General features: G+C 34.0%; 13 protein-coding genes. 3 read left to right on the top strand and 10 right to left on the bottom strand.

The genetic code is table 11. The features are described from left to right. The first annotated feature begins 207 nt into the window (after nt 1–207). Nucleotides 208–4,350 (top strand): hybrid sensor histidine kinase/response regulator, encoded by a 4,143-nt coding sequence (locus AC1RNE_RS21355; protein WP_492803999.1) that lies wholly within the window; start codon nt 208–210, stop codon nt 4,348–4,350. A 60-nt stretch (nt 4,351–4,410) separates the two neighbouring features. On the opposite strand, the gene AC1RNE_RS21350 is transcribed toward AC1RNE_RS21355, so the two are convergent. Further along, entirely contained in the window at nt 4,411–5,907 is a 1,497-nt protein-coding gene (locus tag AC1RNE_RS21350; RefSeq protein ID WP_492803998.1) for an esterase/lipase family protein, read from the bottom strand. A 350-nt stretch (nt 5,908–6,257) separates the two neighbouring features. Here AC1RNE_RS21350 and AC1RNE_RS21345 point away from each other — a divergent pair, with 350 nt between their 5' ends. Next, nucleotides 6,258–8,318: a M48 family metallopeptidase gene (locus tag AC1RNE_RS21345; RefSeq protein ID WP_492803996.1), complete on the top strand. Its 2,061-nt coding sequence runs from the start codon at nt 6,258–6,260 to the stop codon at nt 8,316–8,318. Nucleotides 8,319–8,357: 39 nt separating this feature from the next. Here AC1RNE_RS21345 and AC1RNE_RS21340 read toward each other — a convergent pair whose 3' ends face one another. Next, complete coding sequence (locus AC1RNE_RS21340; protein WP_492803995.1) at nt 8,358–10,304, bottom strand: heavy metal translocating P-type ATPase; 1,947 nt, start codon at nt 10,302–10,304, stop codon at nt 8,358–8,360. A 143-nt stretch (nt 10,305–10,447) separates the two neighbouring features. Between AC1RNE_RS21340 and AC1RNE_RS21335 the strand changes: the two genes are divergently transcribed. After that, nucleotides 10,448–11,197, top strand: a complete 750-nt coding sequence (locus AC1RNE_RS21335; protein WP_492803993.1) for a hypothetical protein — start codon at nt 10,448–10,450, stop codon at nt 11,195–11,197. Nucleotides 11,198–11,281: 84 nt separating this feature from the next. Here AC1RNE_RS21335 and AC1RNE_RS21330 read toward each other — a convergent pair whose 3' ends face one another. The 8 genes from AC1RNE_RS21330 to AC1RNE_RS21295 all read right to left on the bottom strand — a co-directional run bounded on the left by AC1RNE_RS21330 (nt 11,282) and on the right by AC1RNE_RS21295 (nt 25,681). Next, the gene (locus AC1RNE_RS21330; protein WP_492803992.1) at nt 11,282–13,177 is read right to left on the bottom strand and encodes a pectinesterase family protein; all 1,896 of its coding nucleotides are present in this window, start codon (nt 13,175–13,177) and stop codon (nt 11,282–11,284) included. A gap of 267 nt (nt 13,178–13,444) precedes the next feature. Beyond that, nucleotides 13,445–15,124 carry a RagB/SusD family nutrient uptake outer membrane protein gene (locus AC1RNE_RS21325; RefSeq protein WP_492803990.1) on the bottom strand — a complete coding sequence of 560 codons (1,680 nt, stop codon included), beginning with the start codon at nt 15,122–15,124 and terminating at the stop codon, nt 13,445–13,447. 27 nt (nt 15,125–15,151) lie between these two features. Further along, nucleotides 15,152–18,526 carry a SusC/RagA family TonB-linked outer membrane protein gene (locus tag AC1RNE_RS21320; RefSeq protein WP_492803988.1) on the bottom strand — a complete coding sequence of 1,125 codons (3,375 nt, stop codon included), beginning with the start codon at nt 18,524–18,526 and terminating at the stop codon, nt 15,152–15,154. A gap of 34 nt (nt 18,527–18,560) precedes the next feature. After that, on the bottom strand, nt 18,561–19,568 hold the full coding sequence (locus AC1RNE_RS21315; protein WP_492803986.1) for a FecR family protein: 1,008 nt from the start codon (nt 19,566–19,568) through the stop codon (nt 18,561–18,563). A gap of 134 nt (nt 19,569–19,702) precedes the next feature. Continuing rightward, a complete protein-coding gene (locus tag AC1RNE_RS21310; RefSeq protein ID WP_492803984.1) occupies nt 19,703–20,392 on the bottom strand; it encodes an RNA polymerase sigma-70 factor in 690 nt (229 codons plus the stop codon). A 222-nt stretch (nt 20,393–20,614) separates the two neighbouring features. After that, nucleotides 20,615–22,258 (bottom strand): hypothetical protein, encoded by a 1,644-nt coding sequence (locus AC1RNE_RS21305; protein WP_492803983.1) that lies wholly within the window; start codon nt 22,256–22,258, stop codon nt 20,615–20,617. A gap of 16 nt (nt 22,259–22,274) precedes the next feature. Beyond that, on the bottom strand, nt 22,275–24,485 hold the full coding sequence (locus AC1RNE_RS21300; RefSeq protein ID WP_492803982.1) for a hypothetical protein: 2,211 nt from the start codon (nt 24,483–24,485) through the stop codon (nt 22,275–22,277). Further along, nucleotides 24,482–25,681, bottom strand: coding sequence for a BatA domain-containing protein (locus AC1RNE_RS21295; RefSeq protein ID WP_492803980.1), 1,200 nt, complete (start codon nt 25,679–25,681; stop codon nt 24,482–24,484). The genes AC1RNE_RS21300 and AC1RNE_RS21295 overlap by 4 nt, the downstream gene beginning before the upstream one ends. Nucleotides 25,682–25,704: the final 23 nt, after the last annotated feature.

Raw genomic sequence — 25,704 nt, 5'->3', positions numbered from 1 at the left:
CTAATAAAACTAAGAAGAATTTAAAGCATCAATTTTCAACATTAAAATACTTTTTCCCTCATTTTATCACAAAGCATCAAATGTTAATAATATATTAATAAAATAATATATTTGGTAAAATTTTTGCTATTTTTCCATAAGATAGTACCATTGTAAATCAATTAATTACTGTAACCGCCAAAACTTTAAGTACTGTTTACCATAACCATGAACGATAAACATATATATATATTCCTTTTTGTATTACTTAAGCATACATTCCTTTTCTCGCAAGAATTTAAACCAGTATTTCAGCGTATATCTACGAAAGACGGCTTGTCCCAAAGCCACGTCAGCGCTATCACTATGAGCAAAAAAGGCTTTATGTGGTTTGCTACCGACGAAGGCCTTAATAAATACGATGGATATAAGTTTACGATTTACAAGCACCAGCGAGAAAATAAGAATAGCATTAGTGATAACTATATTTATGATCTATTAGAAGATAATAATGGAGATTTATGGGTTGCCACAGCCGTTGGACTTGATAAATTTAATCAGGAGAAAGGAATATTTGAGCATTTTTTCAAAGAAAATCATAGACTCATCATCCGTGATATATTTGAAGATAGTAAAAATAGAATGTGGTTAGGAACCACTACAGGGATATATTTATTAGGAAATCAAAAAAATACGTATATCCAACTTAGGCATCATGAACATATTAAAAATAGCCTTAGTAGTGATTTTGTGTATAGATTAGAAGAAGACCAGTTTGGTAATATTTGGGTTGGAACCAAAGAAGGGTTAAATAAATATAATCCTGACAAGAAAGAGTTTACTCATTTTTTTCATGAGGCTAATAATCCTAAAAGTGTTGCTTCCGATTGGATAAAAGCACTTTTTTTAGATAGTCAGAAAAACCTGTGGATTGGTACTCTAACAGGTGGTGTTTCAAAATATAACCCTAAAGACAATACTTTTACCAATTATGTAAACGACCCGAAAAATCCTAATAGCTTGTGCTATAATGATGTGCTATCTTTTATGGAAGATAAAAACGGAAATTTATGGATTGGTACAGAGAACGGTGGAATAAGTATCTTCAATGTAAGAACGAATAAATTTAATACCGTTGCTTTTAATATCTATGATGATAGTAGTTTAAGCAACAATTCGGTGTATTGCCTTTATCAAGATTCCATTGGTAATATTTGGATAGGTACTTATTCTGGAGGGATTAGCTTTTTACCAAAATTTGGGAATAAGTTTACTTTTTTGAAGCAAACAGTAGATAAAAATGGCTTGAATAATAGTAGTATTTTGAGCATTTTAGAACATGGAGATGATAAAATTTGGTTAGGAACAGATGGCGGTGGATTGAATGTATTTGATAGAAAAATAAACAAATTTTCAGCATATACTCATGACCATACCAATAAAAATAGCATCAATTCTGATTTCGTGCTATCTATGGTGGAAGTAGATAAAGATTTATTAGCATTAGGCTTTTTTATAGGAGGCTTCGATTTGTTTAATACTAAGACAAAGCAATTTGTACATCATGTACCTGATTCGAAAAATAAAAACTCGGTGTCTTCTAATAGTATTTTTACAATGCTTAAAAGCAAAGACAACAACCTTTGGCTAGGTACTTGGACGGGTGGATTGGGGTACTATGACATAAAAAATAAACGATTTACAAATTATTTACACAATCCGAAGGACCCTCATAGTATTTGCAATAACTATGTTAAAGCCATTTATGAAACTGATGGAGATGACCTTTGGTTAGGAACAGAAGATGGATTAGAGCTTTTTAATAAAAAAACAAAAATATTTACCCATTTCAGAGCCAACCCTAATAACCCGAATAGTTTGAGTAATAATAATATTCAGACGATTAAAGAAGCTAAAAAAGGCTTTTTATGGGTGGGTACTACCCAAGGTTTGTGTTTGTTGAATCTAAAAACTAAAACTTTCCAGACTTTTACGGAAAAAGATGGATTGCCTAATGATTTTATTAATGCTATCCTAGAAGATGAAAAAGGTAACTTTTGGATGAGCACTAATAAAGGGATTTCGGCATATAATCCTTTGACAAAAACATTCAAAAACTATAATATTTCAGACGGGCTACAAGGCAATGAATTTAAACCAAGAGCAGCTTATAAAACCCATAGTGGTGAAATGTTTTTTGGTGGGCCTAATGGCGTAAACTTCTTTAATCCAGATAGTTTAAAAGATAATACCTTTATTCCTCCTGTATTTATTACTGATTTTCAGATTTTCAATAAATCTGTTGTGGTAGGTGCCGAGGACTCTCCGCTTACCAGTCATATTAACGAAATGAAGAAGATAGTTTTAAATTATAAACAATCTGTTTTCTCATTTGAATATGCAGCCTTAAACTATACGTTACCTTTAAAAAATGAATATGCTTATAAATTAGATGGTTTTGATAAAGACTGGGTATACGCTGGTGGTAGACGAACAGCAACCTATACGAATCTTGACCCAGGAACGTATATATTCAATGTAAAAGCTTCTAATAATGATGGCATCTGGAATGAAAAAGGGACATCTATTACTATAGAAATTTTACCGCCATTTTGGGCAACATGGTGGTTCCGTATGTTGGGTATATTGTTAATCTTGGGGTTAGCGATAAGTTTTTATAGATATAGAATTAATTTAGTACAAAAACAAAAATATAAGCTAGAGCAAGAAGTAGAGATAAGAACAGCTCAACTATTAAAATCTACACAGGATGAGCTGAAAGCACGACAAGAAGCAGAAAGAGCTAATAAAGCCAAAAGTGTTTTTTTAGCGACCATGAGTCATGAAATTCGTACTCCTTTGAATGGGATTATTGGTATGGCATCATTGCTAGAGGAAACGCCTTTAAATGAAGAACAGAAGAGTTATTCTGATACCATTCATGCTTGTGGAGAAGGATTGCTTACGGTTATCAATGATATTTTAGATTTTTCTAAAATTGAATCTGGTAAAATGGAATTAGATGAGCATGATTTCAACCTAAGAAATTGTATTGAAGAAGTGTTGGATGTTTTTGCTGCAAAGGTATCAACGCTTAATCTTGATTTATTATACCAGATAGAATGGGATGTACCTATTCAGATTATTGGTGATAACCTCCGTTTACGCCAAATTCTATTAAATCTTATTGGAAATGCAATCAAGTTTACGCACGAAGGAGAAGTTTTTGTGCGAGTTTTTATCGTTGAAAGCAAAGAAAATGATGAAATTGAATTAGGTTTCGAGGTCAGAGACTCAGGTATTGGCATTCCACCTGATAAGTTAGACAAACTTTTTAAACCATTCTCGCAAGTTGATTCTTCTACTACTAGAAGATATGGGGGGACGGGATTAGGACTAATTATCAGCGAGAAAATCGTTAATTTAATGGGAGGCTCTATTCAAGTAGAAAGCCAAGTAGGCAAGGGAACTACGTTTAAATTCAAGATTAATACGCGTACTAGTTCCGCTCAGCTTACTACTTTCCCTTTTAACCTTGAAGTGTTAAGAAATAAAAAAGTATTGGTTGTTGACGATAATATGACAAACCTTAGTATTCTGAAAGGGCAGTTAGAACATTGGAATATGTGCGTTACCTTGACGTCATCTCCGAAAGAAGGTATTGGCTTAATCGAAGCTAAAGAAGTGTTTGATTTAATAATAACTGATATGCAAATGCCTGATATTGATGGTATTGCTTTTGCTTTGGCAGTTCAACGACTAAATCCTTTTTTACCAATTATCTTATTAAGTTCGATATCAGATACTTTTCATCGGGAATATCCCAATTTGTTTAAATCAGTGTTGATGAAGCCTGTTAAACAGCATATCCTCTGTAAAAGTATTCATGATAATTTAATGAAAAGTGAACAACCAAAAATAATAGATAAATCAGGGACAACTGTGCCAGCGCAAAAGTTAAATAATGATTTTTCTGAAAACTATCCAATGAAGATTTTGGTTGCAGAAGATTATGTTATGAATCAGAAACTAGCCTTGAGAATTTTAAGTAAACTTGGTTTTCAGGCAGATTTAGCGGAAAATGGTATAGAAGTATTAGAGGCTTTTGAACGAGAGTATTATGATTTAATTTTAATGGATATGCAAATGCCTGAAATGGATGGTATAGAAGCAACCATTAAGCTTAGAGCAATGGATATGCCACAGCCAGTAATTATTGCCATGACAGCGAATACCTTAGAAGAAAGCAAGGAAGAATGTATGAAAGCAGGAATGGATGATTATATAAGTAAACCTATTAATCTTGATTTCTTGATTAGTGTATTAGAAAAGTGGGGCAAAAAAATCAAGACAGAAAAAGAATTATCATAAAAACCATGCTGTTGATAGTGCCAATCCATGTTGAGAAAAGATAGATTGGCACTTTTTTATTTATAAAATTTTATTACCAGGAAGTACTTTCTTAAAATCTCCTCCATGAGGTAAATCGCTTATTGGGTTGATTCGGAACACTTCTTTACTTACGATTCTCTGCATAACGATTTCGACCAATGTTGTACTATTGGGTTTTAATATATAGTCGAACATGGTTTTATCGGCCTTAATTTCACAAGGTACATAACGTACAAAACCTTCGGAAGGCCTAGGAATAATTTTCAACCCTAATTTATTAATACCCTTTTGCTTTCGCCGTATTTCTTTCTTCCCACTCTTTATGGCCTCAGTTCCTTTTAAAATATCATAGTTTAAATAATACGTGATATTCTCACTATTGTTTTTATTCTTCTGTCTGTCTTCAAAAAAGCCCTCTGGCAAATGATTAGGGTCATTTTCATCTCCTGCTGAAATGATTAAATCATAGTCTTTTATCGGATAACCTTCTGTATCAATTACCCTAAAAATCACCATGCAGTATTGGTCATGAATAAAATAACGCCTAGCAATGAAAAAGCTACTTTCAATTTCTAACTGTTCAATTTTTAAAACTTCTTTAGTTTCTCTTTCAAATTGTTTATAAAGGTTATTATAATCTGTCTTTGTTCTCACATTGATACAATCTAAAATCGCTTTTATTGTCTCCTGACTTTCTTCATTATCTGAAATCCTAACACTATTCATAATGCCCATATCTTCACCAGAATGTGATTTTCCTTTAATGATTCTTAAAGGAGTTTTGGGAGACTGTTTATAAATAGAAATCTCAAAATCTTTCGTAACAAGTGGGCTTGTTGAAATAGGATATGGTTGCTGTAAGCATACATAGTTACTTTCTAGATTGGCTGCTGCTACCCTTACAACTCCGTCAGAACCTAATTCTCCTGTATAAGCATTTAAGTTATCATATAACTTCCTATCAATAGATTGTCCAATCAGTACAAATGGAAAAACATGTTCAGGATTAATATCATCCTCATTACTATTAATCCAGTCTTTGTTCAAAGCCCAAGCTTCAATACTGCCTAGTTCGAGCCAATCCAAGACACCTTGCCCAGGTTCAACTGCACTAAACCAAGATTTTAGTCGCCCTACTCTTCCTTTTCCTAGTTGCGCTAGTGCCGAACCAAAATTAGCAGGAGCTAGCATAATCAGGTGGCTCATAGGACATTGAGGACTACTATCTGAAGAATATCTTTTCCACCAGTCGCGTATTACTGGCCCACCTGTAGAATGAGTGATACAGATAAATCTTTCATTATTATTAATTTGGGAATCCAGTTTATCTTTTATCGCAGTTTCGAAAGCTCTGGAAATATCTTTCAATCGAACTTCATCATGAAAACTGATGTATTGTCCAAGAAATATTTCCTCAACACTCATTTCAAAGCCATTAGTCAAGGCTTCATTTTGTAGCCGAGTGGGCAATTCTCCATAAGTATCAAGGTTGGTGACACTCCATCCATGAACAAAAACAACAATTAATTTGGGCATAGTAAATGATGATTTAGATAGTATTATATCGCCTTTATGAGCTAAAAGACAAAGCTGTCAAAGATATAAATAAAGGCAATATTGATTTTACTAAGCATCTGTATTTTTATTAAACGGTAGGCTGTTCAAAGCATATAATTACCATACGATAAAGTATTATCTATTAATTGGGAGATTCAAAAGAAATAAAATACTTTTGCCTTAAATAAATAAAAAATCTGCACCATGACATTATAAATTTTGACAGGAATGGTAAAGAAGTTAACATTCGATAGCTTTATCTAAGAAATTATCCGCATATAAACCCTAAAAGAAGTAAATCTTTCTATCAATCTACAATATAAGTTACAATGAAAAACATCCTAGTTTCGGAACAATTTAAAAAAATGACTATCAGGGCAATTCTATCAATTTGCCTTTTCTTATTTACCTATTTGGTTTTAGTATTATTAGGAATTGCTTTCACCATATTATGTGGTTTTGGTGGTATCTCGTTGATAGCATTCAAACCTATGTTTTTAACTATTCTAGTTGGAGCGGGTTTAATTATTATGGGTATTTTAGTGCTTATTTTTCTGTTTAAGTTTATTTTCAAGAAAAATGTTGTTGACCGCTCTCATCTTGTTGAAATTACAGCTAAACAAGAACCCGTACTTTTTAATTTTATTCAAGCAATAGTCGATGAAGTAAAGACAGACTTTCCTAAAAAGATTTACTTATCGTCTGATGTCAATGCGAGTGTTTTTTATGATTCTAGCTTCTGGAGTATGTTTTTCCCAATTAAGAAAAACTTACAAATCGGTATAGGCTTGGTAAACGCAGTTTCTGTTGATGAATTTAAGGCGATTTTAGCCCATGAATTTGGACATTTTTCGCAGAAAACTATGAAAGTCGGGAGTTATGTGTATAATGTAAATCAGGTAATTTATAATTTACTTTATGAAAATACTTCTTTTGAAGCATTGGCTCAGAAGCTAGGGAATATTCATGGATACATTACATTCTTTGTCGGATTGTCCTTTAAGATAGTCGAGGGAATACAATGGATACTTAGGAAAGTATATGATATTGTGAATTTAAGCTATATGAGTTTGTCGAGAGAGATGGAATTTCATGCTGATGAAGTAGCGGCTAATGTGGCAGGGTCAGAACCATTAATTACAGCTTTATTGAGATTAGATTTAGCAAACCATTCTTACAATGTAGTATTAAATTATTATAACGATAAAATTCCTGAGGCTATAAAAACGACCAATATTTATCCTCAACACCAGTTTGTAATGAATTTTCTTGCCGAAGAAAGTAAATTACCTACAAAGGATGAACTACCACAAGTGAACCTTGAACATTACAATCGATTTAATAAAACTAAGTTAGTCATTAAAAATCAATGGGCTTCTCATCCTAATACCGAAGATAGAATAGAGGCACTAAAGCGATTGAATATAAGCACAAAAGAGGATAATACACAAAAAGCATCTGTGCTATTTAATGCCATCGATAATGTTCAAGAAAAAATAACTACTAAACTTTTTGATGTTATTTCTTATAATGCTGAGATAACTAATGAAAAGGCAGAACAATTTATTGAAACGTATACCAAAGACTATAAAGCCAATTCTTTCGATATTATTTTCAATAGTTATTATGATAATAAGAATCCATCTTATGTTGAGATAGCAAATCTGGTTGACCAATCACCTACTACCGCTATTAAATTTGAAGATATATTCAGTAATCAAGCTGTTGATTTAGTTTATACAGCATTAGCAACAGAATCAGATATTCATACACTTAAGCAGATTAAAAATGAAGAGTTCATCATTAAATCTTTTGATTATGATGGTGTGAAGTATTCGGCTAATGACTGTGATGACTTGATACCTGTTTTAGAAAAAGAATTATCCGTTTTAAAAGAACAGATATTGGAAAACGATGAAGCCATCTTCCAATATTTTTTAAACTTGGCTCAATTACAACGGTTAGAAAAAGATTACATAGAACACTATAAAAACTTTTTTAATTTAGATAAAAACTATGATAATAAGTACGAAATATATGTACAACTGATGAATGATGCAGCCTTTATAAATCAAACTACTCCTTTTGATATAATTGAAGAAAAAATGCTTTCTTTGAAAAAATCTGAAAGTATTTTTAAAGAACAATTAAATGAAATGTTCAAAGAAGAAGTTTATCAAGCCGTTATTACAGATGAAATCAAAGATAATTTAACCAATTACCTTTCTAAAGACTGGATTTATTTTACCACACCCGCATATGACAATACAGCCTTAGATATTTTGTATTCAAGTGTACAACAATATAGCTTTATATTAGGAAAAACATTTTTTCTGAAAAAGAAAAGTTTGTTAGATTTTAAAGTAAAACTTTATGTAAATCATAAATAATAACAGAGGGGTTATCAGATTGATAGTCCCTCTGTTATATTAAAACTTCATCTTTTGTATTCTAACAGCATTTAGTATAGCCATAAGCGCCACACCAACATCAGCAAAAACAGCTTCCCACATACTTGCTAAGCCCCCTGCGCCTAGAATTAGCACCAAAACTTTTACACCAAAAGCCAATGAGATATTTTGCCACACTATTTTTTTAGTAGCTTTAGAAATATGAATAGCTGTTACGATTTTGGAAGGCTGGTCATTTTGAATGACCACATCCGCTGTTTCTATTGTTGCATCAGAACCCATCCCTCCCATCGCAATTCCTACATCCGATAAGGCAATTACAGGGGCATCATTGATACCATCTCCTACGAAAGCGATTGTATTTTGTTGATTTCGTAATGCTTGCAATTTAGCTACCTTATCTTCTGGCATTAGGTTGCCATAGGCCTCACTGACGTTTAATGTTTTAGCTACCTTGTCAACAACAGATGCTTTATCACCTGAAAGCATCACTGTCTTGATATGAAGCTTTTGTAAGTTAGCAATAGTTTTATGTGCATCCGCTTTAATTTCGTCTGCAATTAAAACATATCCAACGTATACTGTATTAATAGCTAACACAACAATGGTTTCTGGAATTTCTCGAAGGTTTTCGGGAAAAGCAATATTGTATTTTTCCAAAAGCTTTAAATTGCCAGCTAGTACTTGATTATCTTCTATTTGTCCACTCAAACCAAAACCAGAAATTTCTTGGAAATTACTTAACGTACTTTCAGGAAGAGTGGGTTTTACAAATTCAACGATGGCCTTAGCAATTGGATGCGATGATTTACTTTCTAGTAAGGCAAGTAATTCTAAGGCTTTTCTTTCATCAAAATCTATGATGGCTATTTGCTGTATCTTAAAAACACCTTTTGTCAACGTACCTGTTTTATCCATTACCACAACGTTTACTTTAGTCATGATGTCTAGAAAATTGGCTCCTTTAAACAAAATACCATGTTGTGATGCTGCTCCAATACCGCCAAAGTATCCTAAAGGAATAGAAATTACCAAGGCACATGGACAAGAAATTACTAGAAATACCAAAGCTCGGTAAAGCCACTCTCCGAAAACATAATTTTCTACTATAAAATAAGGTAAAAGAGTAATCAGTACTGCCAAAACAAATACAATTGGGGTATAAATTTTAGCAAATTTCGAGATAAATAATTGGGTTGGCGATTTCCTAGCAGTAGCATCTTGAACCATTGTTAAGATTTTAGAGAGCTTGCTATCTTTGAAAACTGCTGTTACTTCAATATCACTTATAGTATCCAAGTTAATCATTCCAGCTAACACTCTATCGCCTTTTTTCTTGGTTTCTGGCACACTTTCGCCCGTTAAAGCTGCCGTATTATAAGCACCATACTCTGAGACTTGGATGCCATCAAGAGCAACTTTCTCTCCTGCTTTTACTTGTATGATTTCGCCAATAGCTACTTTAGCAGGGTTTACTACCATGATTTTACCATCTTGTTTTACAGAAACTTTATCAGGACGTATATCTAATAAAGCTTTGATTGAGCTTTTAGCTCGTTTTACAGCAGCTCCCTGAAATAATTCACCAATGGTATAAAATAGCATTACGGTAACACCCTCTGGATATTCGCCTATCCCAAATGCTCCGATGGTGGCTAAGCCCATCAAGAAAAATTCATTAAAAATATCACCGCTCTGAATACTTTTAAAAGCACTTTTCAAAACAGGATATCCGACTGGTAAATAAGCTAATAGGTACCAACCTAAGCGCAGATAATTTTGAAAGAATTTTAAATCAAAATAATCGAAAATTATTCCTAATAATAATAGTACAAGTGAAATAATTGAGGGCAAATATTCTTGCCAATCTGCATTTTCGCTGTGGGTATGTTCATGATGATGGTGTTCATCATTTTCATCATGGTCGTGTTGATGATTATCTATTGTTGAATGTTGGTCGCACATATAAAGTAAGGTTGATGATTCATTTAAAAACTAACGATGCGATAAAAGTAGATAAAAATGTAGTGCAACAGGGAGACAAAAAGCAAATTTGATTAATTTTAAATGATATCTAGTGTTTAGTATAAATTCTAAAATATAATGTTTTGAAAAAATCTTTCCATTTTCGTATTCGTAAAATTCACCGTTATTTAGGCTTAGTATTAGGAATTCAATTTCTGTTTTGGACGATTGGGGGATTATATTTTAGCTGGTCGGATATGGATGACATTCATGGTGACCATCAAAAAGCACATATCCATCCCTTAAGTGCTAATATTAAACTGGCAAATCCGCAGACTATTATTCAGCAAATAAAACAAACAGATGCTATCAATTATATTTTTGATATTAAACTTATTCAGATTTTAGGTAAACCTACATATCAGATTGTGTATTCACAGCAACATGACAGAGGTAAGAAAATCAAATTAGCTGATGCTGAAACGGGAAAGATTCGTGGAGTATTAACAAAATCTGAGGCTATTGAAATAGCCAAAAGAAGTTTTATTGAGGAAGCAAAAGTTAGTAACATTGAATATTTAACTACTACCAATGGGCATCATGAATATCGCGAACAGCCCTTACCTGCCTATGCTATTACTTTTGAGCACCCTAGTAAAACGACGGTTTATGTGGCTACAGCATTAGGAACGGTTCAGAAATTTAGGAATCAACGATGGAGAATTTTTGATTTTCTATGGATGTTACATACTATGGATTTTCAAGGCAGAGATAATATATCTAACTACTTGTTGAGAGCTTTCTCTATTTTTGGACTGCTAACTATTTTGTCTGGCTTCATACTTTTTTGGGTTAGTGCCAAGGCTGTTAATGAGCGGAAGAGAAAGATTTGATTTTTAAACTTTTCTATTAGGGTGCTTAAGTCGCACCCTAATAGAAAAAAATTATTCTAAGTGTTTAATAAATATAGGTTAAACCTACTTTGTCTCTAAAGTCTTCTTCAAAAATGCCGAAATATACTTTACTGTTGGTTCAAACCAAGGATTGAATAAACAAAAAGAATGTGGGGCATCTGCAAAAGTATGTACTTCTGAATAAATCTTATATTGGTCTAAAACCTTCCGAAAATCGTCTCTACCTGCGTGCATTCTATCTACAGAACTATTTAAAAATAGCGTTGGGGGAGTATTTGCTCCAACATGATATAATGGTGATGCCTCATCCCAAAGTTGAGGATTATCTTTTTTAGGGTAACCAAACCAATAAGTAGCCGCTGACGTGCCTTTTGAATCATTGCCTTCTCCAGATTCTGGATGGACGAAAGAAAGTGTACCATCAATATCCACGATTGCTTGTACTTTGCTAGAGAATTTTAAGTTGCCATTGGTTCCTTCAAAGACTGGATTATCGGTCGTTACGCCCATAAACGACGCTAATTCTCCTCCTGCTGAAAATCCTAAAACTGCAATTTTGTCAACATCAATGTTCCATTGAACGGCATTTTCACGCATCCAACGAAGAGCAGTCTTTAAATCATAGACAGCTGCTGGATAAAGTGCTTCGGTGGATAACCTGTATTCTGGTGTAAAGCATACATAACCTTGTTCAGCTAATCGTCTTGCTAATTGGTAATGTTGTGTTCTATTACCAGTTCGCCATCCGCCACCGTGAATAATCATTACGGCAGGTAATAGTTTAACACTTTTCTTTTTAGGCGAGAAAACGTCTAATAGCAATGCTCTACTTCCAATTTTTCCGTAGGTTATTCCTTTATTTTCTAAGACATTTGGTAGTGATTTTTCAGGAACAATCTCAGTAACAGGATGAGATTTCTTACTATTCAAATATGCACTATAATTACTATATGAAGTGTCAACTTTCCCAGTAATGCCAAAATGAGCGGGTTGATGCCAGAAAGCATTTAATGTTGGATTTGGATTGCCTGAAAATATGTTCTCTAACGTATATTCACCTATCTGCTTTTCAGTAAGCTGATGTGACCATTTTACCCTAGCGTCGGTTTTTGCTCCTTCTCCTCTACTTCCATATTCGCCATAAAATGTTGTCTTTTCATTTTCAACTTTTCCCCAAGGGTCCCATCCTTCTGGTAAAATATGTTTTCCTAATTCACAATTGATAAAAACCGTTTTGGCATAACTTCTCCACGGGCGACCCAAATATACTTTGTTGACATCTGCCGAAGCCGTTAGTTTACAGTTTTTGAAAACATACCCGTAATTCACCCATTTTGGGGTAGAAGCAGCGGTAACATAACCATTTGTTTTACTATGAATAATACAGTTTTCAAATAAAACAGTGGCTGGACCAAAGATAAAATCAACAGTCCCTTCAATATAACAGTCTACAAAATGTTGTCGTGAATTATCGCCTGCCGCAAAAATTGTATCTTGGTTACCTAAAAAACTACATTTTTTAATCACACAGCGGTCACCTTCAATGTGTAAAGCTACTGCCTGACCTACTCTTCCAGCAGTATTTTCTATGATAAGGTTTTCTAAGGTAATATCATTGCCTAATACTCTTAAGGTATAAGAATCAAAGGTTTCCATTTTCCCTTTACCTGAGAAGTCATTATACGAAATAATAGTACTGTCTTCTCCAATAATAGCAATGTTGCTTAGTGTACTCGGAATAGTCACTTTTTCTTTGTAGATGCCTTTTTTGATACGAATCGTAATTTGATTGGGAAGATAAACCCGAACGGCATCGATGGCATCCTGAATATATCTAAAATCCCCCGAGCCATCTTTAGCAACAACTAAATCATGCTGAATTTTTAGGGCTTGGCTATTTCCAAAAAAGGAAATCAAGCATAGTAAAAGTATAAAAATATAGTTGTGTTTTGTTCTCATAAAAGTTATGTAGGTAAATCGAAAAATACTTAAATTATAAAGACTAAATATTCTGAAAACTAATGTTTATCCAAAGGGTTTTTATGGATAGTTTTAACATTACCTATTTTAAACATAAAATCAGTTGATAAACGAAAATTGCTTACCAACTGATTTTTACTTTTCTATTAACGGACGAATTAATTCGCCAGATAATAGAAAGGTAAATTATAATATATTTAGTTGACTGTTAATCACTCATTCACAACTCACTAAATCACCATTACCTTACCAACCTGGATTTTGTTGGAACTCAGATTTATTGGTAATGACATCTAAGTGCGACTGCGGAATTGGTCTCAATACTTGATAATCTTTGATATTGCTTTTAGCATTCGGATTATAAGCTTTGATATATTCTACTAGCTTACCTGTTCTTTTTAAATCAAACCAACGTAATAATTCACCTCCTAATTCTCTGGCACGTTCATCTAATACAAAATCAATGTTTAATTGACTAGCAGTTATTTGCATATCAGCAGTACGTCCAGGTTTAGCACGGTTTGTTCTCAATAGATTCATGTATTTTACAGCTTCGGCAGTATTACCTGCTTTCATTTCTCCTTCCGCTGCAATCAAATACATTTCGGCAATTCTCGTTACGAAAGCGTCTCTCTTACTTCTAAATTCAAAAATCGCTGTTCTATCCGTCGTGCTGTTGTGTTTATGCATTTCGATAAAATTACGGAAATCTACTAACGATTGGTCTGCATTATATAAATCGTTGATGTCTTTCAACTCATACTTTTTTGCTTTGCTTGCCTTGAATGTAGCAGAAAGTGCTTTATGACTCCAATATACTGCTGTATCGCCCTGAATCATACTGGTATAAACGCCAATCTGACCGCCATTTGCTTTCCATACTTCTTTAAAAGTACCATCATAACGTTGGTCAATATCACTATTAAAAAGCTCTAAGTATCTTCTAGTACAGGCATAACGTTGAAAACCAATACTGTTTGGAATATCCAAAATCATTCCTGCGTGAAAATCATAACGAGGCGTAAACATTAAATGTAGTTGATTTCCTCCTTCAGGTCTGAAAGCGTTGGCAGTAGAGTTTCCATCAAATTCTAAATCTGCAGGATTTAACAGATTATCAGCAGAATAATTTACATAGAATATTACTTCTGAATTAGTTGAACCTTCACTGTTATTAATATCCCAAAGGGCTGTATAATCACTGAATAATTTGAAATTATAATCACTAATTACCTTTTTTGCCAAAGCTGCTGCTTCTGCATTCAGTCCTCTTGTTAATAACATCCTAGCCTTAAATGCTTCGGCAGCAGGCTTAGTTACTCTTCCGCCTTCATGATTAACTCTTCCGCCAAGATTAGCAATCGCTAGGTCTAAATCAGCAAATATCACTTTGTAAAACTCATCTACAGAACTTCTAGTAGAGGTAGTTTGTACGCCTATTGTTGGTTTGGTAGATAAATGCACGCCACCCCACGTTTCAACAATGAGCCAATTATACATCGCTCTTAGGTAATATACTTCCCCTAAACGCAATTTTTTAGTAGCTTCTGGCAAAGGAGAAGTTGGTATTTTCTCAATAGCAGTATTACAATAGTTGATTGCCGCATAAAGCCTACTCCAATATACCTGTATAATAGGACTTTGACTATTAAAATTGGCACTCATATCAGCAATTTCTGGATGGTGACAGTCGCCGCCTTTTAGGAAAAGGTCGGTAGCTAATTCTGTCATCGTAGCACCGCCCTCTTTGCCGTACCAAAAACGTAATGGTGTATAAGTACTGTTTACTAATGATTCTATCCCTGTTGTGGTGGCATAAAAAGTATCGCCTGTTAGCCCACTTTTATTGGTTTCATCTAAAAAATCTGAGCATGACGATAGCCCGAATGCGGCAACGCCTATAACGAATGTGAGTATCTTTTTCATGATGCTGGTATTTAAAAAATCGATAAATTAAAAATTAACATTTAAACCGAATATCAACTGCTTTGTCATTGGGAAAGCCAAACTTCCGCCACGTTCTGGGTCGTATGGTGCTAACTTGCTGAATGTAAAGTAGTTTCTCATGGTTGTGTAAATTCTAATTCTCGAGATGCCCCATTTACTGCTTATTTGTGAAGGTATTTCGTACCCTAAAGAGATGTTTTTGATTTTCAAAAATGAACCGTCTACATAATATAGTGTACTCATATAAGTACTGTTTTGGTTTTTGTTCATATCTGGACGAGGATGGTCGTTCGTAGGATTCTCTGGAGTCCAATAATCTACTTTCGGGCCATTTTCTCTACCATCAATCTTATAATTTCCACTTGCTTCACTTTTAATCATTTGTCCTTCACGAGCAAAGAAGAAGATAGATAAATCAAAATTTCTATAGCTGATATTATTATTTACTCCAAGGTTAAAGTTTGGACGAGGTGTCCCTACTACCATTCTATCGGCATCTGGTGTAATTTTCCCGTCATTATTTACATCTTGAACCCTGATATCGCCTGATACTTGACCATATTTTGCAGCTTCAGATTCTTGTCCCAATTGCCAAATACCAATCTTTTTATAATCATAGTATACTTGGGTAGGCTGACCAACAATCCAACCATTTCCTAAGTCTCTTTCAGCACCACCTGTCAATGCTACGATTTCTTCTTTGTTGGTCGAGAAAGTGAAATCAGTTGACCATTTTAAATCTTTGGGTGATTGACTTACAAGATTCAACGTTGAAATTTCTATTTCTAACCCTTTATTGGCTGTTTTTCCTACGTTTTCATATACACTGGTATAACCAGAAGTATTAGGTAATACACGTTGCATCAACAAATCGCTAGTATTGCTTTGGTAATAATTGATTGCTCCGCTTATTCTATTATTCAAGATACCAAAGTCAATACCAATGTTAGTGGTTGCTGTCGTTTCCCATGAAAGATTAGGGTTTGAAATCGCCTTAGGATAATACCCATAAGCTGCCGTTTCGCCGAAAGAATAAGTTACTTTTCCTAAACCACCCAAGGTTTGATAAGGAGAAATCGCTGAGTTGCCTGAAATACCATAACTACCTCTTAATTTTAAATCAGTGAACAATGAGCCATTTTTCATAAAAGATTCCTCAGAGATTCTCCAACCCAATGCTACCGACGGGAAGTATCCCCATTTATGACCCGCTGCCAATACTGATGAACCGTCGGCTCTTAAACTGGCACTCAATAAATATTTGTTATTGTATTGATAGTTTACACGGCCAAAGAACGATTCCAAGGTGCTTTCTACCAAACCACTTTTAATAGCTACTTGGGTTGAGTTTGCCCCTAAATCATAAAAAGTAGTAGTCTCTGATACTTGATTGAAACCTGTTCCAGAGAATGATTCTGTAGAACGACTTAAAAAGCTGTTTCCTAATAGGAAATTGAAATCATGTTTACCCAAGGTTTTAAGGTAGGTCAAGGTATTCTCCCATGTATAATTTAACACATTAGCACTTTCTATACCTGATTGAGAAATATTCCCAGCCCTCGTAATGGTTTGAGCGCCATAATAATATCCTCTTCTACTATTCTGAATATCTAGCCCAAAAGAAGTTTTGAAGGTAAGGTTTTTGATAATTTCCCAGTCTAAATACGAAGCATTAAAAATCCTTTTTTCTAATAAATTATTGGTGTAAACGCCTGGCACTTCATCAGCCAATGGCGTAATGTTAAAGCTTTGTCCAGCTACAGGATAAATAATAATATTTCCGTTAGCATCGTAAGGAGTACCATAAGGATTTATTTTATTGGCCTGATTCAAAGGGTCTTGGCGGATGTCGTTATCGCGATAGGTATAGAAAATCTTCGAACCAATTTTTACATGTTGGAACAATTGATGATTAATCCCTACACTTCCGTTATAACGTGTCAATTGATCATTTTTAAACAACCCTTTTTCGCCATAAGCACCGAATGAAATATTAAAAGTTGTTTTTTCATTACCACCATTCAACGAAATTTCATGGTTTTGAATAGAGCCTTTCTTTAAGATTTCACCTCGCCAGTCTACAAATTTATGGTTTTTGATAGCATCTAGTTCTTCAGGATTAAATATTGCCGCATCATCTGTAATTCCTCTGGTGCGGAACGCCTCTCTTTTGAAAGTTGCGTATTCTTCACCATTTTGGATAGCTCCTAAGCCAGCATTGTCTTGTACACCATAATATGAACTAAATGATATTTTTGTTTTGCCTGATGTTCCACTGTTGGTTGTAATCAAAATAACTCCATTTGCCCCACGTGTACCATAAATAGCGGTTGAAGAGGCATCTTTCAATACCACCATCGTTTTAATATCCGATGGATTAATTTCTAACGCAGAGGCACTATAAGGAACGCCATCTACCAAAATCAAAGGTGAGTTAGAAGCACTTAATGACCGGTTTCCACGTAAAGTAAAGCTCAGTGTTGACCCTGCTTGACCATCGTTTCTGGTTAAATCTAACCCTGCAATTTTTCCTTGCAATGATTCTAAGGCATTACTCGTTGGCGTAGCAACAATATCAGCAGATTTTAATACTGAAACTGAACCCGTTAAATCTTTCTTTTGCACAGTACCATACCCTACTACCACTACTTCACTCAAGGTTTTGTCATCGACTTGTAAAGAAACGTTGATGTTCTTCTGGCCACCGACTAAAACTTCTTTATTCGTATAACCTACAAAACTGAATACTAAAACAGCCTTGTCGTCTGGTACTGCTATTTTATAATTACCATTCGCATCTGAGTTTACTCCTCTATTTGTTCCTTTAATAACAATATTCACACCGGGTAACCCCATGCCTTTTTCATCAATTACCTTTCCTGAAATGGTTTGTTCTACAATGGCTATACTTTCAGCTTGTACATCCGACATGGAAGTATTAGCCGTATTATTAAGTTCTACACTTTTCTGGTTGGAAATATTCTCGGAAGAGGGTGTTCCCGAATCACCTCTTCCTTTTTCTTTTTTTCCGTCCATAACCAAATAAGAAGTTTTGTTTACTTTTTTATAGGTCAGCCCGAATGGAGAAAGTAAATGGTCGAGATTTTTTTCGATACTCAAATTATTATTGATGCTTCCAGCTTGAACCATGTAGCGTTCAACCGTCTTTAGTTCAAACATGATTTCTACTTTATACTGGTTTTTTAATTCCGATAAAGCATCTTTAAGTTTCTTACTAGATGAAGGAGCTCTTTCTGCCTGCGAATTTTGAGGCATTTGTTGCACCATAGCAAGGGCTTGCGACAAACCTATTTGCTTACCAAGAAGCATGAGAGTGACCATAAGCCCCATTTTTGAGGCTTTTTGTAATCGTTTTTTCATAATAAATGGAGGAGATGTTTTTAGGAAATGTTTTTTAATATTCCGACAATTGCACGTGTGTTCCTTGTCTGACTACATTAATGTTTAATAATTCTGAGATTGATTTTAAAAGTTCATCTACATTTTCTGCCCTGAACGAGCCCATCAGCACTCTTTTTGAAAGCTCTGAACCTTTTATTTCTACTTGCAATCCATAATTTTCTTCTAATAAATAGGCGACTTCTTCTAAAGTAGTTTCTTCAAAGACAAAGCGTTTCTCTTCCCATGCCGAATAGGCTTGTGGTTCGGCAGTTTCTTTGATTTGTATATGATTGTGGCGGTCCAGTGTTAGCAATTCACCTGGCTTCATCATTACATTTTTGCTTAGTTTTCCTTCTTGATAACGTAACTGAACTTTGCCTTTATTCAAAATAACTTTTGAGCCTCTTTTTCTAGCATACACCGTAAATTCAGTACCTAGAACAACTACTTCAAAATTATTAGCAGACTTTACGATAAACTTCTGATTGTCAATCGTATGCTTTACTGAGAAATTAGCTTCTCCGTTTAAAAAAACCTCTCTGTTAGTTTGGCCAAAACCCCAGCGAAGTAAACGAAGTGATGAATTTGAATTAAGGGTTACTTTACTACCATCTGGCAAGACTAAAGACTGCGTTTCGCCAAAAGTAGTCTGGTAGTTTTGATAGATAATTTTATCTTGAAAAATAAAAGCCGTTAAACCCATCAGTAATACAATTGAGGCAGCAATTAGCCAATTCATTCTTCGACGGTTATTGTTTTCTGACACTTGTTCAGTTATTTCTTCTTCATCAAGTAATTCGTCGTGAGGATTACTCTTGATAAAACTAGTAAAACCAGTCAAAGCTTCGTCGCTTTCAGCTAAATACTGCGGATGTCTTTTCTCCCATTCTTCTAGCCATTGATAATACAACTCCTCATTAGCTTCATCCTTTAGCCATTCTTCAATAAGATTGCGTTGCAAAGGTGAGGTTTTCCGAGCAAAATGATCAAATATTAATTCGTATGTTATTTCTAGTTTCATTGTATTTCAAGGCTTTAATAGAATCGGATAATAGTATTAGAAGTTGGTCTATATTATTAAGACACTATTTTTAAAAAATCCCCTTAGTTTTATCTTGTTGAAGCATTTAAAATCAGGATATGAATGACCCGACTTTAACGCTGCATTAGGAATAAGACAATACTAATTAACCAATGCTCTTTTAATCCTTTCCGAATAATTGCCAATGCTTTACCAATATGAACTTCAACGGTTTTAATAGAAATATTCAATTCGGTGGCGACTTCCTGATATTTTTTTCCTTCAAATCGATTTAACAGAAATACTTTTCTACATTGTGGTGAGAGCGATTCTACTAATTCTTCTACCTGATGGAATACTTCTTCAAATTGCGTGATGCTATCAGGTCGTTGTCCAAGGGATGATTCAAAATGGATGGCAGAATCAAGCTCATCTAACTGTTTAAATTCAGACCGAATGTGATTATAAGCCTCATTCCGAACACATCTAAATAGATAAAAACGATAAGAAGAAGTAACAGTGAGATAAGCTTTGGTTTTCCAAAACCTGCAAAACACTTCACTAACTAAATCTTCTGCAAGCTCTTTTGAATACACAAAACGCACCGCATGGCTACAAAGAATTTTATGATAACGCCTGAACAACATCTCGCAACCTTTTTGTGGAGATTCCTCAAATGCCTTACGAATAAAAAGCTCAGAATCATTGAACGCAGTTTTCCCTTCAAGTGTAATATCTTGTGCTTCCTCGTCTAAAGCTTTTATCTGAGGAACCGTAAGATTACTTAATTCATCAATGGATTCATGTATTTTTGAGGGACTCATAAGCTATGATTTTAACAAAAAATTCTTCGAATTATTCTATCGTATATAAAGGTAAGACACAATCTATCAAAAAGCCCCTTAGTCATTTGGAGATTTTTTTGAAAAAATTTTAAAATTGGAAGAATTGAAGGAAAAGATTGGGAAATAAATAAGAAAAAATTTATCACTAGTCAGGGACTTAAGTCCCTGACTAGTGATAAGAATAAGAGAGAGAAATTAATCTTAAAGCTTAGGTTCAAGCCATAAGGCTGTTAGAAGCAATACGATTAAAACATACCAAAACCATTCAGGAAGGCTTGTTGAAATACTTTGAGCAGTATTGCCTGTACTATCGATACTTTCTTTTAAATATGGCTTGATGCTTTTTGCATTGGCAATATCATTTTGATTTTCTTCCACATATACTGCTAAACTATCTTGAAAGGTGTTCCATCCAGTTTTTCTAAAAGTATATTTAGCTTCCGCAGATAAGGGATTAATGCCCGATTGAGTACTAAAAGCGGTATCTTTTGCAATGGCAATGCTATTTTCAGTATTCTGTATCGTTTTAAGGTTTTCTACAACATCTGGGTAAAGAGGAGCATCAATACGGATAGTATTGTCAGAAGATGGATAGAGTGCCTGAAATGTACTCTGCCAGATTTTAGTGTAAGCAATACTATCTCCACTGAGTATTAAAGGAAAACTTTCGTTTAAAAGACTAATACCCACTTTGCCATAATGTTTTTGGATAGCAATAGGATATTCAAAAACGACTTTTTGAAATGCGACAGGTTCAAACTGATAAGGATGAGCCGTTAGGTCTTGCGAAATAACAAGGTTTTCTTGTGTTGAAGTTCTTCTTACTTTCCATTTTGTCCCTAAATGCTGATTGATACTTTTAATAGCAACATCGGGCTCTTCTACATTGATAAATAGAATGCTTTTACCCTCTGCAAAGGCCTTTTTTACCAAAGTATTTCCTGCATTTGAAGGATCTGTAACGATAATATCAGGTACAAATTTCTTGGTAGCATTAATTGAAAATGTACTTTGTGTATTCTTAGCTACTGCCGTAATGGTTTCCACTTGATTACCATTTTTCCCGAGCCAGTCTGCTAGAGTCTTACTCTCAAAGTCAGGATTTGATAAGATAAACTGGAAATGCTTAGGGTTATTTTTAAGACTAAAAAAATTAATTTCTTGCAAAGGTTTCTCTTCTAGCACTAATGTTAACGCTGTTTTGCCAATAGAAAAATTAGTGAAGCGTAACTCAAAACCATTGAATCCTTTCGATAATTTTAGACTGTCTACTACTTGATTGCCATATTTCAATCGAAGCATTTGTACTTTTGAAGAGTTAATTTTACCATTTATCTGTTGTATTTCTCCTTTATTAAGTACGCCTTTCCAATGTATTTCTTGTAATTCATCGGGCTGAAAGTAAGGAATCCAATAAATGGTTTTTTGATTGAGTTTACTTAGTAATTCTGGCGTTGCATCTTCCCCAAACAGATAAATTTTTCCAAGCTGACTAATCAATGTTGGATTATCAATTACTTGTCGATTGAAAGCTTTTTGAGAAAATACTTCGCTAATCTTTAAACTATCTTTTACTGCTTGAATGGCTTGTTGAGGGATATTATCACTCACTAATAATATCTTATTTGAATCAATAGATTTTTCTATGGTAGGATTAATGAAAAATAAGCAGACAGTGAGCCAAAGCAACAAATTCAATCCAGTTTTTAACCAAATTCTTGACATTGAAACTGATTTCTTTTGCCATATCGCCACAATTTGTACTAACAGTAAAGCCAACAAGGCTAGTATAATTAGCCAGTCTAAAGTACCGAAAGTATTGAACGTAAATAGATTTAATATCATTGATGAATTTTATTTTTTATAAACTAACATTCTTCCAAAAGGCTTTTTCTAGCTTCTTTTCTCCTAAATATGATGGACTTGAAAGGTTGTTTTTACTTGGAAGTGTTTTGTTAAGCAATTGATAGAGCTTATTCTGCAAAGAAATTGTTTCAGTTTTTGATAAATTTTTATCATTAATCATTTTTTGCAAAGCCGTCAGAATAGACCAATTGTTCAAACTACTATTGATGATTTTTGAACTCATTATCGTACTTAGCACCAAAACTTTTTGCTTATTTATCGGTGATAACTTTTGGTTTTCTGCCTTTGTGCTGGCAATGCCTATTACTTCGGCCACCAAACTTTCAATTTGTTGTTGAGAGTAGTTTTTTTCAAATGAAAACTTCTCATTAAACTTTGTCAATTCTCCCGTTAAACGTTTTTCTTTTTCTTTAATCGGTGGTGGGTCAAAACTAGTCTTTTTTACAAAAGTACGCGCCTTATGTTGTGCCGATTTTAGATATTCTAAAGCCTTCTTTTCAAACGGAATTGCTTTTTCAGGTTCATACATCCGTAAGTGTAATTCCGATTGCCACATTTGCTCTAAAGCCATTTTCAATAAACTTCTAGTAGATTGCTCATAAAAGGTATTCGCCTCACCATCATCGTGCGAGTGTACATAATCTGCCAGTAAACCAGCTAATGGGTCTTTATTATCCATATCTGGTTTATTCCCACCGTGGTCATGTTCTTCATGTTTTTCACTGGCTTCTTGGTCATGTTCGCCTTCGTCATGGGCATGACGAAATCCTTTTAATAAATCCCCTCCTGCTTCGTTTTCATTAGGCAAAGCATTGGCAGAACCAATAGAATTTTCAAATTCTTCTCCTAAATATTGACCGTAACGTAATCTAAGGGCTTTTTGATCAAACCCAATTTCATTAGAAGTACTATTGAATTCTTTCGTAGGAAGTTTTTTTCTTTTGGCAATTAACTTTTCAGTATCAATGATAATTTGTCTCTGACTTCTGAAATACTCAGGCATGATGTTCATTGCCATTGTTGCCAAATCTGCTTCCTCGACTTGAGTGGTATCTTTGTAAACAATAAAATAAGTATCTGATTTTGTATAGTTTGGCGTTGGGCGTTTATTGTCAAATGCAGCCCAGTAATAATAAAGCTCGTCGCCAGGAGCAAAATTTAAAGCCTTTAAATCAATGTTTTTAATGACATTGGTTTGCTTAAAATTAGTATTGGTAATCGGAATTTTTACTTCTCTGAATTTTACATTTTCACCAGAACCTCTTGCCAAAGTAGCTACAATAAATGCCTGACTTATCAAGAAATCATCTGAAATCTTGGCTGAAATCTGCACATTCTTAGGGTCTTTTAAATAATGTAATTTATATAGTTCTTTAGACGTTGGCTCTATTTTAGGAGCTAAATCAGGAATGGCTTCCAATCGATAATAGTCAGATTGATAAATCAATGAATCATTCCAATAGGCTTTAAAAGCGTATAAGCCCGAGCTTAAGAGCTGGTCGGAATGCTCAAACAATCCTTTATTATTATTAAAAGCAATTTCATCTCCCTGATTATTAATCAGTTTTACAGAAAGGTGTTCGGTATTAGAAAATTGTATTTGCCACTTTAATAATGAACCTACCATGGCAGATGCATTCATGTTCTGACTTTCAACAATTCCTAAGCTCGTATAAGCAGGTGCTTGAACAATTAGTTTGGCCTTTGAAAAAACAGGAATACTAATTTGTTGAGATGCATGTGGGGCACTTTGTTTTTCTTCTTCAACGCTTTGCGCCTGTTTCTTTAGTAAACTCGGTACAAAAGCATAAAAAAGCCAAGAGAACATAAAAACTACAAAATAGGCTATCAAGTTTTTCTTAAAAACCCACGGAGTTTGATAATAGTCTTGTGAAAAAAGGCGTTCTAATTGTAATTGTTGAGCCAAATTAGGCCTTTCTATTTGCAATAATTCAAGGCTATATTCTGTGTTTTCAATTTTTTGATGAATCAAATGAATCGTTTCTGTGCTTTTGTTCTGAAAAAGTTTTGTGATAAATGCCATTACAAGCAAGACTACTACAAAACCAACTATTGCTAAAGCCGAAGACTTTAATAATAATAACAAACAGAAATATACCGAACCAGCCATCAATAAGCACATCAAACCAGCCATAAGATATAGCTGAATCTTGACTTTTGTGATAATTTGTTTTAGTTGATTCATGAGTTTTTATAAATGGCAATCCATCTTTCTAAAGCTAACAGTAAAATAAAAATCAAGAGCAATGACTTTGGAAACCAATCATTTGATAATGCTTTAAAGTACTTCTGTGCCTTAAATAATGAATTGAGTTGTTGATGACTTAATGCTTTGTATTCGTTTTGTAACTCAAAATGTTGAATAATTTTTTCTCCTAAAAACTCAGGAAGTAAGCCATTATAAACTATTTCGGTCTTTTGTGGATTTAGCAAATCAGGAATTAATATCTGATTAGACTGTGGCGCTGTTACCTCCCACTTATTGGTATTTGAGAAAAAATACAGAGTATTATTTGTAAGTCCTTTTTTAAGAGGATGGTTGCTAAATACGATGTCGTAAGAAACATTATCTTCTGCTTTTTCACTTAACTGAAATGCCAATTGGTAGGTTTGTGATAACGCTGTAAGCGAAGCCTTTATGTGTTGCTTTTCACTGTCATCATTGTTTTCAAGTAGCACCTTTATCAAACCAGTATGCTTTACTGTTCCATTTGCAATGTTATCAGATGTAGCGGTTAATAATTTATTCGAACCAATGAAGACTTTCTTCTTATCTGCAAATGCGAGATAAGGCTTAGTTTGTTGTTGACTTGAATCTGTTAAGCTGTGTATAGAAAATGTATTTGGCACAAAAATATGTGGCAAATCCCTTAAAGTAGCAGCATTAACGAAATACATATTAATCTGTTCGTTATCAATCAATTCGCTTAGTTGATTTAAGCTATTTTGTATTGTTATACCATCTATATTTGCGTTTTTAGGAATTTGGTTGAAGTCAGTAACAGGTTCCAAGGGTGTATTAAACCAATAGCATTTCTCTCCTTTTTTTAACGCTTCTTCTAGTTCAAATTTATAGTTATTAACAACAAAAGAATTTTTCTGAACCAAATGGACTTTATGAGCTACCTGATGACTATTCAACGCATGCAATAATGGTTTGCTTAATAGCAAACTGAGTATAAGCAATAATAAACACCTGAGTATAAGCAAAAAGATATTGTCTAATCGAATACCTCTAGATTGTTGAAGATTCTTTTCGATTAACCAATTTGTTGCTGCCCAATCTATAACTTTTCCTTTTTTTTGATGCCAAAAGTGAATGATAATTGGCACTGCAATCGCCAAAGTACCCCATAGCATCAAAGGATTTAATAATTCCATTTTTTTTGCTTTATGCAATAAGC

Source organism: Arcicella sp. GW822-FHT02H01, assembly GCF_058802005.1.
This window is presented reverse-complemented; position numbering and strand designations above follow the sequence as displayed.